This is a genomic window from Brachybacterium phenoliresistens, from assembly GCF_000576425.1.
GTDB classification, from domain to species: domain Bacteria; phylum Actinomycetota; class Actinomycetes; order Actinomycetales; family Dermabacteraceae; genus Brachybacterium; species Brachybacterium phenoliresistens.
In genome coordinates, this window is record NZ_KK069988.1 from 232,814 (window position 1) to 245,731 (window position 12,918).

10 protein-coding genes are annotated in these 12,918 nt (G+C 75.0%); 8 read left to right on the forward strand and 2 right to left on the reverse strand.

Annotation, left to right across the window (positions count from 1 at the left end; all coding sequences use genetic code 11):
* Positions 1 to 4 precede the first annotated feature (4 nt).
* The gene (locus BF93_RS01075) at positions 5 to 1,276 is read right to left on the reverse strand and encodes a GNAT family N-acetyltransferase (RefSeq protein WP_038370082.1); all 1,272 of its coding nucleotides are present in this window, start codon (positions 1,274 to 1,276) and stop codon (positions 5 to 7) included.
* A 109-nt stretch (positions 1,277 to 1,385) separates the two neighbouring features.
* Here BF93_RS01075 and BF93_RS01080 point away from each other — a divergent pair, with 109 nt between their 5' ends.
* The 8 genes from BF93_RS01080 to holA all read left to right on the forward strand — a co-directional run bounded on the left by BF93_RS01080 (position 1,386) and on the right by holA (position 12,379).
* On the forward strand, positions 1,386 to 2,327 hold the full coding sequence (locus BF93_RS01080; RefSeq protein ID WP_051486371.1) for a sugar phosphate isomerase/epimerase family protein: 942 nt from the start codon (positions 1,386 to 1,388) through the stop codon (positions 2,325 to 2,327).
* Between the two features lie 131 nt (positions 2,328 to 2,458).
* Positions 2,459 to 3,484, forward strand: coding sequence for a 3-oxoacyl-ACP synthase III (locus BF93_RS01085; RefSeq protein ID WP_038370083.1), 1,026 nt, complete (start codon positions 2,459 to 2,461; stop codon positions 3,482 to 3,484).
* A complete protein-coding gene (locus tag BF93_RS01090) occupies positions 3,478 to 6,159 on the forward strand; it encodes an alpha/beta fold hydrolase (protein ID WP_038370475.1) in 2,682 nt (893 codons plus the stop codon). Before BF93_RS01085 ends, BF93_RS01090 begins: the two co-directional genes overlap by 7 nt.
* Positions 6,156 to 7,154 (forward strand): NAD-dependent epimerase/dehydratase family protein, encoded by a 999-nt coding sequence (locus BF93_RS01095; RefSeq protein WP_038370084.1) that lies wholly within the window; start codon positions 6,156 to 6,158, stop codon positions 7,152 to 7,154. Before BF93_RS01090 ends, BF93_RS01095 begins: the two co-directional genes overlap by 4 nt.
* A gap of 40 nt (positions 7,155 to 7,194) precedes the next feature.
* Positions 7,195 to 7,875 carry a vitamin K epoxide reductase family protein gene (locus tag BF93_RS01100; protein ID WP_051486372.1) on the forward strand — a complete coding sequence of 227 codons (681 nt, stop codon included), beginning with the start codon at positions 7,195 to 7,197 and terminating at the stop codon, positions 7,873 to 7,875.
* Between the two features lie 287 nt (positions 7,876 to 8,162).
* Positions 8,163 to 9,002, forward strand: a complete 840-nt coding sequence (locus BF93_RS01105) for a ComEA family DNA-binding protein (protein ID WP_084148162.1) — start codon at positions 8,163 to 8,165, stop codon at positions 9,000 to 9,002.
* A gap of 1 nt (position 9,003) precedes the next feature.
* Positions 9,004 to 11,340 (forward strand): ComEC/Rec2 family competence protein, encoded by a 2,337-nt coding sequence (locus BF93_RS01110; protein ID WP_038370085.1) that lies wholly within the window; start codon positions 9,004 to 9,006, stop codon positions 11,338 to 11,340.
* Between the two features lie 55 nt (positions 11,341 to 11,395).
* Positions 11,396 to 12,379, forward strand: coding sequence for a DNA polymerase III subunit delta (holA, locus tag BF93_RS01115; RefSeq protein ID WP_038370087.1), 984 nt, complete (start codon positions 11,396 to 11,398; stop codon positions 12,377 to 12,379).
* A 236-nt stretch (positions 12,380 to 12,615) separates the two neighbouring features.
* On the opposite strand, the gene rpsT is transcribed toward holA, so the two are convergent.
* The gene (rpsT, locus tag BF93_RS01120) at positions 12,616 to 12,882 is read right to left on the reverse strand and encodes a 30S ribosomal protein S20 (RefSeq protein ID WP_038370088.1); all 267 of its coding nucleotides are present in this window, start codon (positions 12,880 to 12,882) and stop codon (positions 12,616 to 12,618) included.
* Positions 12,883 to 12,918 lie beyond the last annotated feature (36 nt).

Genomic DNA, 12,918 nt, shown 5'->3' on the forward strand with positions numbered 1-12,918 from the left:
GATGTCAGAAGAAGTCGAGCACGCTGGGTCGCGGGCCGGCCAGCAGGGTATCGAGGAACGCCTCCGCGGCGGGGTCCGCGTCCGCGGCCAGCCCCAGGCGGCGGGCATCGGCCAGGCTGCGCCCGCCCGCCAGCAGGAGCGAGGCGGCGTGGATGTCCAGCCGGGCGCCCGGCGCGCCGGCGCCCGGATCCTCGTCGCGGCGCACGTCCGGCGGGGTCGGATCCTCGTGGGAGCCCGGGGCGTCCTCGGCCCGATCGGCGAGGCGATGCACGTGCACCGTCCCCTCCGACGCGCCGACCAGGAAATCCCCGGCCGCCGCGGCGACGGGCCCCGGACCTGTCGCATCGGTGACCCGGAGCCGGATGCTGCCGTGCAGCCCGTGGGGTGCGGGGCGGGCCTCCAGCGCGGCCGCGGTGTCGATCACCCGCATCATCACCAGGGGGATCACCTCCGGATCGGGGCGCACCCGCCCGCCGGGGATCACGTCGAGCAGCGGGTCGTCCTGCCGGGTGCGCACCAGAGCGGCATCGGTGACCGTGGACCACGAGGCCAGCGAGCGCAGCAGCGCGGCCACGTGCTCGCGGCGCCGCCCCAGCAGGTCGAAGACCTCCAGCCCGGTGCCCGCGGGACCGTCGGGGGTGCGGGCGAAGGAGAGGTAGCCCTGCGCCGTCCCCTCCGCGTCGCGCACCAGCACGGCCGTCCAGGGCGCGGCGGGCATCTCCTCCCCGAACAGCGGGCCCTCGCGCAGCAGCAGTCCGTTCCCGGCGTCGACGACCTCGCGGTACAGGGCGCGCACCTCGGGCATCGCGGCGGCGGTCACGGGGGACAGGTGCAGCCCCGCGGGCGCGGGGATGCCGCGCAGGTCCGCGAGCGGCACGACCAGGCGGTCGACCTGCGAGACCTTCTGGTAGCCGAGGGCGCGGTAGATGCCCGGATTGGAGGGGTAGAGCATCGAGAAGGCGTGCCCGAGCTGCGTGCTGCGGGCGATCGCTGCCGTCATCAGGCGCGCGAACATGCCGCCGCCGCGGTGGGCCGGATGCACCGACACCCCGCCGATGCCGCCGCAGGGGGCGATGCCCCCGCCGACGGCGATGCGGTCGTGGCGCACCGTGAGGGCGGCGGCGAGGCCCTCCCCGCCCGGGGCGTCGATGCCCAGCGGCGACTGCCCGGGACGGAAGGGCGCCGGGCCGGTGGCGCTCACGCTCCCGCCGAAGGCGAGGGAGCACAGCTGCTGGAAGGGGACGAGGTCGTCGGGGCCGAGATCGCGCACGCGCATGATCGGAGTCTAGTGGGGGCGCGGTCCGCGTCCCGGCTCGGCACGGGCATCGGGTGGGAGATACTGTCGGGGCCGCCAACCGGTGCATCGGCCGTGCCACGAGGAGGACATGGTGCCCAGGAACGGATCAGCGCAGGACCGCGGGCCCGCCCGGCCCCGCCCGCCCATCACGCGGCGCAGCCAGGCGCACGTCACGGGACGGGAGGCCCTGTCCCGGCGTCTCAGCGCCGGCGACCCGCTGAGCGCGCAGAGCCCCGCACGGCGCATCCCGGTGGGCGTGAGCACCTCCTCGGTGTTCCCCGCGAGCGTCGAGGAGTGCTTCCGGCTGGCCGCCGAGATCGGCTACGACGGCGTCGAGGTGATGGTCTCGACCTCGAAGGTCACCCGGTCCGTGCAGGAGCTCGCCGCGCTCTCGCGCGCCTACCGCCAGCCGATCCTCTCCCTGCACGCCCCGACGCTGTTCCTGCTCCAGCACGTGTGGGGGCTGGACCCGTGGGTGAAGATCGAGAGGACCGCGCAGATGGCGGTCGACCTCGACGTGCCCACCATCGTGGCCCACCCGCCGTTCCGCTGGCAGGGCTCCTATGCGCGCGGCTTCGTGGAGGGCGTCGCCCGCCTGCAGGAGAAGTACGGCGTGGAGATCGCGGTGGAGAACATGTACCCGTGGCGCCTGGGGGTGCGCGAGGCCATGATCTACCTGCCCGACCACGACCCCACCGACGAGGACTACCAGCACGTCACCGTGGACCTCTCCCATGCGGCGACCGCGGGGGACGACGCGCTGGCCATGATCGACCGCCTGGGCGACCGCCTCGCCCACCTGCACCTGGCCGACGGCACGGGGCGCACCACCAAGGACGAGCACCTCCCGCCAGGGGAGGGCAACCAGCCCTGCGCCGAGGTGCTGCGGCGGCTGTCCAACCGCGGCTGGCGCGGCTCGGTGCTGCTGGAGGTGAGCACCAGCGGCGGCGGGCCCGAGCATCGCGAGCGCGTCCTGCGCCAGTCCCTGGCCTTCGCCCGCCACCACCTGGGCCACGGGCTGGACTCGTAGCCGGCGCCGCGCCGTCCGGCGTGGCATCGGACACGCGGAGCGCACTCGCAGGCGCCGGGTGGAAGAATGCGTCCGGTGCGCTCCTGTGATCGGGGCGCCCGGACGCACGAGGACTGAGGTTGAAACGGCACATGGGGAACACGTCATTCGTCCACCGCAACGTGGCACTGCTCTCGGTGGAGGCGAGCGTCGCCCAGGTGCCCGTCACCTCGGACGAGATCGACGACATGCTCGCGCCGGCGCGGCGCCGCCTGCGGCTTCCCAAGGGCGTCCTGCAGCGCGTCGCCGGGGTGTACGAGCGACGCTGGTGGCGTGACCGGGAGAACGGCTGGAAGCAGGGCATCGTGCTCGCCGCCGAGCGTGCCATGGCCAAGGCCGGCATCACCCGCGACCAGGTGGGGCTGCTCATCAACGCCTCCGTGTGCCGCCAGCACCTCGAGCCCGCCGTCTCCGCGACCGTGCACCATGCGCTCGGCATGCCGCGCAGCTGCATGAACTTCGACATCACCAACGCCTGCCTGGGATTCGTGAACTCGATGACGATGGCCGCCGGCATGATCGACTCCGGCCAGATCGAGTACGCGCTGATCGTCGGCGCGGAGGACGTCGAGGAGGTCCAGCGCGGCACCATCGACCGCCTGAACTCCAAGCACGCCACCCGCGCCGACTTCAACAACCAGTTCGCGGCGCTGACGCTGGGCTCGGGCGCGGCCGCGGCGGTCCTCGGACGGGCCGACGCCCACCCCGAGGGCCACCGCATCAACCTCACCGAGGGGCGCGCCGGCACCGAGCATCACGAGCTGTGCATCGGGGACATGGACGACATGCGCACCGACTCGACCGGCCTGCTGGAGAACGGCGTCGAGCTGATCGTGGACACCTGGAAGGACGCGAGCTCCCGGGGACTCGACTTCAAGAGCATCGAGCACGTCATCCCGCACCAGGTCTCCATGGTCTACACCCGCAACTTCTCGAAGATCACCGGCGTGGGCATGGAGCGGATCCCCGTGACCTTCCCCGACTGGGGCAACGTCGCCGCCGAGGCCGTGCCGATGACCCTCGCCCATCACCAGGAGAACATCGCCCGGGGCGAGCGCGTGCTCATGCTCGGCGTCGGCTCCGGTCTGAACACCGCATTCATGGAGGTCACCTGGTGAGCACCCGCACCGCAGGACGTCGCCGCGCCGAGCCGGCGCCGGGCCCCGGCATCCCCGTCCTGCCGGGCGTGGACCCGGTCCACTCCCGCACCCTCGAGGTCCGCGACCACACCGGAGAGCTGCGCCGCTGGCACCTGCTGGACTCCGCGCCGTTCCTCGCCGAGCGCGGCATCACCCCGCGCGGCACCCTGCTGGCCGTCCACGGCAACCCCACCTACTCCTTCCTGTTCCGCTCCCTGATCCGGGAGGACATCCCCTGGCGCGTGATCGCCGTGGACCAGCTGGAGATGGGCTGGTCCGAGCGCACCGGCGTCACCCGGCACCTGCAGGACCGCATCACCGACCTGTCCCTGCTGACGGACGCCCTGTCCCTCCGGGGCCCCGTGGTGACCGTCGGCCACGACTGGGGCGGCATCGTCTCGGTCGGCTGGGCGCTGGACAACCGCCACGACCTGGCCGGGATGATCCTCACCAACACCGGCATCCACCAGGAGCTCGGGGAGTCGCTGCCGCGGGCGCTGCAGCTCGCCACGACCCCGGCGGTGCTGCCGGCGACCACCTCGATCACCGACGCCTTCATCCGCACCACCATCGCGATCTCGAATCCGCCGCTGCCGGCCGATGTCGCCCGCGCCTACCTCGCCCCGTACCGCGGCCGCGCCCGCCGCCGCGGCATCGAGGCCTTCGTCGCGGACATCCCCGCGCACGCCGACCACCCCAGCAGGCCCACCCTCGAGCGCCTGGCCGAGGGCATCTGCGAGGTGGAGGTCCCGACGCTCATGGCGTGGGGACCCAAGGACGTCACCTTCTCGGACCGCTACCTGCGCGACCTCGTCGCCCGGGTCCCGCATGCGGACGTGCACCGCTTCGAGGGCGCCAGCCACCTCGTGTGGGAGGACGCCGATGTGGCGGGCCTCGTGGCCCGCTGGCTCGAGCGCACCTTCGGCGCATCGTCCCGGCCCGCGCGCGCCGTGTCGACCTTCGCGCAGCAGGCCCCGGAGGGGCACGTCGGCGCGCCGATCGCGCGCCTGGCCGCCGATCCCGCCCACCGCCATGCGGACGCCGTCGTCGAGATGGGCGAGGACGGCAGGGAGCCCCGCCGGATCAGCTGGCAGCTGCTGCATTCCCGGGTCGAGGACATCGCCGCCGGCATGCTCGCCCACGGCATCGCCCCGGGGGACCGGGTGTGCGTGCTCATCACCCCCGGCGCGGACCTCACCGCGGTGCTGTACGCCTGCCTGCGCATCGGCGCCGTCGCCGTGATCGCGGACGCCGGCCTGGGCGTGGACGGCCTCACCCGCGCGGTGGTCGGATCCCACCCGGACTGGATCATCGGCATCGACAAGGCCCTGGCCGGGGCGCGCGCCCTGGGCTGGCCGGGACGGCGCATCTCCGTGGCCCGGAAGCCGACCCTGGACCGGGCGGCGCTGGGCATCGACACCTCCGTCTCCGAGCTGGCCGACGCCGGCCGGCAGATGCAGGAGCTCGGCGCCCCGCTGGACGCCCCCTGGCCCGATCCCGAGGCCGATGCGGCGGTGCTGTTCACCTCCGGCTCGACCGGTCCCGCCAAGGGCGCGGTCTACACGCACCGGCAGATGAGCGCGATGTTCACGGCCGTCGGGGACACCCTGCAGCTGGACCCGCAGCGCGGCCTGGTCGCCGGGTTCGCGCCCTTCGCCCTGCTGGGCCCCGCCCTCGGCGCCCCGTCCGTCGTCCCCGACATGGACGTCACCCGGCCGGGCGAGCTCACGGCGCAGGCGCTCGCCCACGCGGTCGACGCGCTCGGCGCCCCCGCCGTGTTCACCGCCCCCGCCGCCCTGCGCAACATCCTGGACACCTCCGGCGTGCTGGACGGCGCCGAACGGGCCGCGCTCGCGCGCGTGCCCAGCTTCTTCAGCGCCGGCGCCCCGATCCCCGCGCCGCTCCTGCAGGAGCTGCGCGTCCTCATGCCCGCCGCGCGCGCCCTGACCCCCTACGGCATGACCGAGTGCCTGGCCATCACGGCGATCGACCTCGAGGGCATCGAGGCCGCCGGGCCCGGCGCCGGGGTGTGCGTGGGCACGCCCGTGCCGCGGGTCGAGATCGCGATCGCCGCGATGGACGCGCTGGGGGAGACCACCGGGGAGATCACCACCGAGGCCGGGATCACCGGAGAGATCCTCGTCCGCGCCCCCCACGTGCGCGACCGCTACCTGATGCTCTGGGGCACCACCGACACGGCCAGCCGCTTCGAGGGCTGGCACGCCACCGGGGACGTCGGCCAGCTGGACGCGGCGGGCCGCCTGTGGGTGGAGGGCCGCGCCGCGCACGTCCTGGCGACCGCCGAAGGGCTGGTCACGCCCGTGCGCATCGAGGAGGCGGCCGAGTCGGTCCCCACTGTGCGCCGCGCCGGGGCCGCCGCCGTCGGCCCCGCCGGGACGCAGCAGGTCGTCGTGATCCTCGAGACGGAGGCGGACCACCGGCCCGGCAGGGCCACCCGGCCCCGCCCCGCGGACCCGGCGCTGCAGGAGGCGGTGCGCCGCGCCGTCCAGCAGCGCGCCGGCGTCCCCGTGACCGCCGTGTTCACCACCCGGTGCCTGCCCACCGACATCCGCCACAACTCCAAGATCGACCGGGCGAGACTGTCCGCATGGGCCGATGCGACCCTGCGCGGAGAGCCGGGGCGTCCCCTGTGAGCGCGCAGAAGGTCCTGGTCACCGGCGCCTCCGGGATGCTCGGGCGGCATGTGGCGACGACCCTGCGCGACCGCGGGGACAGCGTGCGCGTGCTCCAGCGCCGCAGCGCCGGAATCGACGGCGTGGAGGAGACCCTGGGGTCCCTCACCGCCGCGGAGGACGTGCGCCGCGCGGTGGCGGGGATGGACGCCGTCGTCCACGTCGCCGCGAAGGTGTCCATCTCCGGCCCCGAGTCCGAGTTCCGCGAGGTCAACGTCGGCGGCACCCAGGCCGTGCTGGACGCCATGCGCGGGGAGGGCGTCGCGCGGCTGGTGAACATCTCCTCCCCGTCGGTCGCCCATCTGGGCACGTCCATCGTCGGCCTGGACGCGACCCCGGCGGATCCGCGTCGCGCCCGCGGCCCCTACGCCCGCACCAAGGCCGCCGCCGAGCAGCTGGCCATGGCCGCCGACGCCGCCGGGCAGCTGATGGTCACCTCCGTGCGCCCCCACATCGTGTGGGGACCGGGGGACACCCAGCTGGTGGGGCGCATCGTCGACCGCGCCTCCCGCGGCCGGCTGCCCCTGCTGGACGAGGGCATGGCGCTGATCGACACCACGTACATCACCAACGCCTCCGATGCGATCGTGGCGGCGCTGGACCGCATCGAGGACGTCCACGGCGAGAGCTTCGTGGTCACCAACGGCGAGCCCCGCACCGTGCGCGACGTGCTGGGCGGCTTCTGCGACGCCGCGGGCGTGGCCCGCCCGCACCGGCAGGTGCCCGGCGCCGTGGGACGCTTCGCCGGCCGCGTCGTCGAGCGGATCTGGGAGCACCGCCCCGGCCACGACGAGCCGCCGATGACCGAGTTCCTCGCCGAGCAGCTCTCCACCGCCCACTGGTTCGACCAGCGCCGCACCCGCGAGCGCCTCGGATGGAGCCCGCGGGTGAGCCTCGACGAGGGGTTCGCCCGCCTCGCCGACTGGTTCGCGCAGAACCCCGTCCCCGCCCGCTGACCCGTCCCCTCCTCGCCCTCGCACCCCTGGGAGTCCCGCGATGACCACCGACCGGTCCCACGACCCCGAGCCCACCGACGAGGAGCTGCTCGCCGAGATCGACGCGGAGCTCGCCGCGGAGGCCGCCGTCCGGCGGCGCGCCCCCGAGCGCGTCACTGGCGCCGTGCTGCTGCTGGGCGGCGCCGTCTCCTGGGTGGCGGCCCTGGTGCTGATGATCGACAAGCTGTTCCTGCTGGAGAACCCCGGGGCGCAGCTGGGCTGCGACATCAACCCCTTCATCTCCTGCGGGGACGTCATGTCGACCTGGCAGGCGGCGACGTTCGGGATCCCCAACATGGCCATCGGCCTGGCCGGATACGCGATCATGGCGTGCATCGGCTCCCTGCTGCTGAGCGGGGCGCAGCTGCCGCGGTGGTTCTCCTGGGCGACCCTGGGCGGGATGACCTTCGCCTTCGGCTTCATCCAGTTCCTGGCGATCTCCGCGATCTTCGTGATCAAGGCCCTGTGCCCCTGGTGCATGCTCGTGTGGCTGATGACCGCGCCGATGTTCTTCGCCGTCCTCGCCCGCACGATCGAGTCCGGCACCTGGCGGGCGCCGGCGCCCCTCGCGGCGGTGCTGCGGCACTGGGTGGTGCTGTCGATCGCCTGGTACGCCCTGGTGGTCCTCGCGATCCTCGCCGGGTTCTGGCGGCAGTGGCTGTACATGGTGGGCCTGGGCTGAACCCCCGTGAGCCGGGGCTGACCGGGGTGGGGCCGGGCTGACCGGGGTGGGCCCGGCTGACCGGGGTGGGCCGGGGCTGACCGGGGTGGGGCCGGGCTGACCGGGGTGGGCCGCGGCCCAGGGGCAGCGGCCTCCCGACGGCGAGTGCCGGCTGACGAGCCGGGAAAGCCCACCTCCCGGCTCGGGAACCGGCGATCGCCGGGGCCGCTTCTCCTCCCCAGGGCGCGCCTGTCCACAGCCCTGCGGCATCGGAGGCGGGACCGTCGCCGGGTGCCTAGCGTCGGGGCATGGACCACGATCCCGTCCCGGAAGCCCGGCCCGGGCGGCACCGCCGCCGCGGCGAGCAGCTCGTCGCCGTGCGCGAGAACCGCGCGGGCCCGAAGGTGCGCCTGGCCGATCTGCCGCGGCCCAGCGCCACCGCCCTGCTGGGGCTGCTGGTGCTCGTCCTCATCGCGGCCGGCGCCATCCATCTCTCCACGCGCGGTGCGGCGATCCCGGCGGACGGCCACGGCACGGACGGCCAGGATTCCGCGGCCGCGCAGGAGGCCCCCTCCGGCACGGGCGTCGCCGCGGAGCCCACCGGTCCGGCGAGGACGGCGGGCGCGGGGGAGGCCGACGGCACGCGGGAGACCGCCGGCGCGGAGGAGGGCTCCGGCTCCTCGAGCCAGGGGACGGTGGTCGTGCACGTCTCGGGGCAGGTGGTCCGCCCCGGGGTGGTGGAGCTGCCCGCCGGGTCCCGGATCGACGACGCGATCGAGGCGGCGGGAGGGCCCGGGGAGGACGCCGACCTCGCGGCGGTGAACCTGGCCCGGCCCCTCGTCGACGGCGAGCAGATCCACGTCCCCGCGCCGGGGGAGGCCCCGCCCGCCTCCGCCGCGCCGGCCGATGCGCCGCCGGCCCCCGCACCGGGCGGCGCGGCCGACCCGGCCGGCGGTGCCCTGATCGATCTCAACACGGCCGACGCCGCCGCGCTGCAGGAGCTGCCCGGGGTCGGCCCCGCCCTGGCCGAGCGGATCATCCAGCACCGCGAGGCCAACGGTCCCTTCGCCGACGTCGCCCAGCTCGAGGAGGTCCCGGGGATCGGCCCCGCCACCCTCGCGAAGATCGCCCCGATGGCGACGGTCTGAGATGCTCGCCCGCTCCGACCTGCGCCTGGCGCCGGCGGCCGCGGCGCTGTGGGCCCTCGCGGGCGTCGGGGTCCACGGCGGCGGGCCGATGCTGCTCGCCGTCCTCGCGGCCGCCGTCTCGATCGTGCTGCTGGTCGGCATCCTCACCGGAGGAGGCGGGATGGCGCGGACGCTCGGCGCCCATCTCGGCCTGGTGCTGATCGGAAGCGTGCTGCTGGTGCCCGCGGCGCTCCGCCACGAGACGGCTGTGACCACCCTCCAGGACGCCGCGGCGCAGGGCCTCGTCCTCGAGGTCGACGTCGAGATCCTCGGCGACCCCGAGGTGCCCGATTCCGGTCCCGCCTGGGCGCGCGGCGGCAGCCAGGTGCTGGGGCGCACCGTGCCCGGTCCGGCACGGATCGGCCGGACGGCAGCGTCCGTGGGAGAGCTCCGCGTGCTGATCCGGGCCGAGGGCCCCGTCGCGGAGGAGGTCGCCGGGCTGCGGATCGGCGACCGGGTGCGGCTGCGGGGGACCGTGCGCGCCGCCGGAGACCTCGTGGTCCTCCTCCCGTCGCGGCTGACGGCAGCAGAGACCGACCAGGACTGGCGGATCGTGCCGCGCGATCGCGCCCGGGAGGCGACGGCGCACCTGCCCGTGGACGAGGCGGCCCTGATCCGCGGGATGACGACCGGGGACACGCAGGGGCTCAGCCCGCGCGCCGAGGACGCCATGCGCCGCGCCGGGATCTCCCATCTGGTCGCCGTGTCCGGCGCCAACATCGCGCTCGTCCTGGCCGCCGTGCTGGTGCCGCTGCTCCTGCTCGGGATCGGGCGGCGGGTGCGGATCGTGCTGGCGGCCGCGGTCTGCGGAGGGTACGTCCTGCTGGTCGGGCCGGAGCCGAGCGTGCTGCGCGCGGCGACCATGGCCGCCCCGCTGCTGCTGGCCCGTTTCGTCGGGGTGCGAGCGTCACCGGTCGCCGCGCTCGCCCTGACCGTGGCGCTGTGGGCGAGCCTGGACCCGGTGACGGCGTCCTCGGCCGGCTTCGTGCTCTCGGCCCTGGCCACCGCCGCGATCCTGATCCTCGCACCGCCGCTGGCCCGGGCCCTGGCATCGATGAGCCGGGGCCGGGTGGGGGAGAGGGCCGCACTGGTCCTCGCCGTGCCGCTGGTGGCCCAGGCGGCCTGCACCCCGGTGCTGGTGCTGCTGACCCCGGAGGTCTCCGTCTGGGCGGTGGCGGTGAACATGGCCGTCGCGCCGATCGTCGCGCCCAGCACGGTCCTGGGCATGGTGGCCCTGCTGCTCGCCGTGATCTCCCCGGCGCTGGCGGCGCCCGTCTACGACATCGCCGCCGGAGGCGCGCATCTGGTGCTGCTCACGGCCCTGACCGCGGACGCGCTGCCCGGCGCGCGGATCCCCGTCCCGGAGGGCGCGGCCGGAGCCCTCGGCGCGGTCGTCCTGATGACCCTGGGGGCGGCGGCCCTGGCCGCGCGCCGCCGCCGGCTGGTCCGTTTCGCGCTCGTGGCCGTGCTGGTCGCCGCCCTCGCCCCGCCCCTCGCGACGCGGCTCCCCGGCGGCCGCGACCAGGTCTGGATCGTCGCCGCCTGCGCCGTGGGGCAGGGGGACGCCGTGCTGCTGCGGCCCGCCGACGCGGCCACGACGATCCTCATCGACACCGGCCCGGACCCCCGCGCCCTCGCCGCCTGCCTGGACCTGCTGGGGGTGCGACGCATCGACCTGCTGGTGCTGACGCATCCGCATGCCGACCACGTGGGCGGCACCGCGGCGCTGACCGGGACCCGCACCCCGGCGCGCCAATGGACCTGCCCGCTGGAGGAGGCGAGCATCGGTATCACGGACGCCGTCGCGGCCGAGCCCGTGACCATCGGCGCCGCATGGTCGGGGCCGGGCCTGGACGTCGAGGTCCTGTGGCCGCCGGACGCCGCCACCGCCCGCTCCGCCGCGGCGCGGGAGGACGGCGGCGGCGAGGGGGACGCGGCCAACGACTGCTCGGTCGTGATCGCCGCGACATGGGCCGACGGCACGCGGTACCTCGGCCTGGGGGACCTCGAACCGGTCGCGCAGCGGATGTTCGCGGCGCTCGCGCCGGCCCGGGCCGACATCGTCAAGATCGCCCACCACGGCTCCGCCCGCCAGCACGCCCCGCTGTACGAGCAGCTCTCGCCACAGGTGGTGCTGGTCACCGCAGGGCAGGAGAACTCCTTCGGGCATCCCACGCGCAGAGCGCTCGAGATCGCCCGAGGGCAGACGCCGCATGTGGGCCGCACCGACGTCCACGGGACCGTCCTCGTCCCTCCCGGGGACATCACCGCTCTGCGGGCCGTCGGTGCGGCCCGATAGGATCGACCGGCGCCGTCGGACCGACCACGGCCGCCTCAGCAGGAAGGACCCGCACGTGAGCGATGTGGCCTGGCACAGCGTGGACCTCGCGCCGGTGATCCTGATCCACGGCACCGAGCCGCTGATCGCCTCCCGCGCCCTGGAGCGGCTGCGGACCCAGGCCCGCGAGCACGACCCCGACGTCGCCTTCCACGACCTGGGCGGGGACTCCGGCGCCGGCGCCCTCAGCCAGGTCACCAGCCCGTCCCTCTTCGGCGAGGCGCGCTTCGTGGTGATCCCCGAGCTGCAGTCCGCCTCGGAGCAGATGATCGCCGACGTCCAGTCGTACCTCGCGGCGCCCGAGCAGGACGTCACCCTCGTCCTCGTCCACCGCGGCGGCAACCGGGGCAAGAAGCTCCTGGACGCCGTGAAGAAGGCCGGGGTGCCGCGGGTGGCCGCCGATCCGATCAAGCGCGCGGCGGACAAGCAGACCTTCGCCGCCTCCGAGTTCAGCCGGGCGGGCCGCCGCATCCAGCCCGAGGCCGTCGGCGCGCTGGTGGACGCCTTCGGCGCCGATCTGTCCGAGCTCGCCGCGATCTGCCGGCAGATCATCGAGGACACCACGCCGGAGCCCGGCGCTCCTGCCCCGACCATCGCCGTCGAGGACGTCCATGCCCTCACCGCGGGGCGCGTGGAGACCACGGCCTTCGCCGTCGCCGATGCCGCGATCGCCGGTCGCGAGGCGGAGGCCCTGCAGCTGCTGGCCCAGGCGCAGCTCGTGGGCGCCGAGCCCGTGCCCATGGTCGCCGCGATCGCCTCGAAGATCCGCTCCCTGGCGAAGGTCTCCGCACCGGGCGCCTCCGCCCGCACCCTCGGGATGCCGGACTGGATGATCCGCAACCTCTCCCGCGAGGTGCGCGCCTGGAACGACCGGTCCCTGGCCCTGGCGATCGAGGCCGTCGCCCAGGCCGATCACGAGGTCAAGGGCGCCGGGCGCGACCCCGCCTGGTCGGTGCAGCACCTGATCATCCGCATCTGCGGGGCGCGCCGCCAGCGCTGAGGTCCCGCGGCCGACGCCCCGTGGCCGGACGCCGCGCGGCCGGTGCCGCGCGTGCGCTGGGGACGGGCGTTCCGCCGATGCGGTGGACGCCGCGATGCCGGCGAGCCGCGGACGCTGCCGCGCGGGGGCGCGGAGGTTCGATAGACGTCCGGACATGACGACGGGCCCGGTGCGGAGTGTTCCGCACCGGGCCCGTCGTCCACCCCGTCAGACGGGGCAGCAGCTGAGCTGCGAGGTCACTTGGCGACGCCGGCGACCAGCTTGGCGAGACCGGACTTGCGGTTCGCGGCCTGGTTCTTGTGGATGACGCCCTTGGAGACGGCCTTGTCCAGCTTGCGCGCGGCGGTCTGCAGCGCGGTGCCGGCAGCAGCGGCGTCGCCGGCGGCCACGGCGGTGCGGACCTTGCGGACGTGCGTCTTCAGCTCGCTCTTGACGGCCTTGTTGCGCAGACGCGACTTCTCGTTGGTGAGGATCCGCTTCTTCTGGGACTTGATGTTTGCCACGAGGACTTCTCTCTTGTGCTGTGGGTGGTGGAACGC

Coding starts and splice junctions, on each gene's coding strand:
- BF93_RS01105 (WP_084148162.1), top strand. CDS start 8,163: ATGGACCACGATCCCGTCCCGGAAGCCCGGCCCGGGCGGCACCGCCGC.
- BF93_RS01110 (WP_038370085.1), top strand. CDS start 9,004: ATGCTCGCCCGCTCCGACCTGCGCCTGGCGCCGGCGGCCGCGGCGCTG.
- BF93_RS01075 (WP_038370082.1), bottom strand. CDS start 1,276: ATGCGCGTGCGCGATCTCGGCCCCGACGACCTCGTCCCCTTCCAGCAG.
- BF93_RS01085 (WP_038370083.1), top strand. CDS start 2,459: ATGGGGAACACGTCATTCGTCCACCGCAACGTGGCACTGCTCTCGGTG.
- BF93_RS01080 (WP_051486371.1), top strand. CDS start 1,386: ATGGTGCCCAGGAACGGATCAGCGCAGGACCGCGGGCCCGCCCGGCCC.
- BF93_RS01100 (WP_051486372.1), top strand. CDS start 7,195: ATGACCACCGACCGGTCCCACGACCCCGAGCCCACCGACGAGGAGCTG.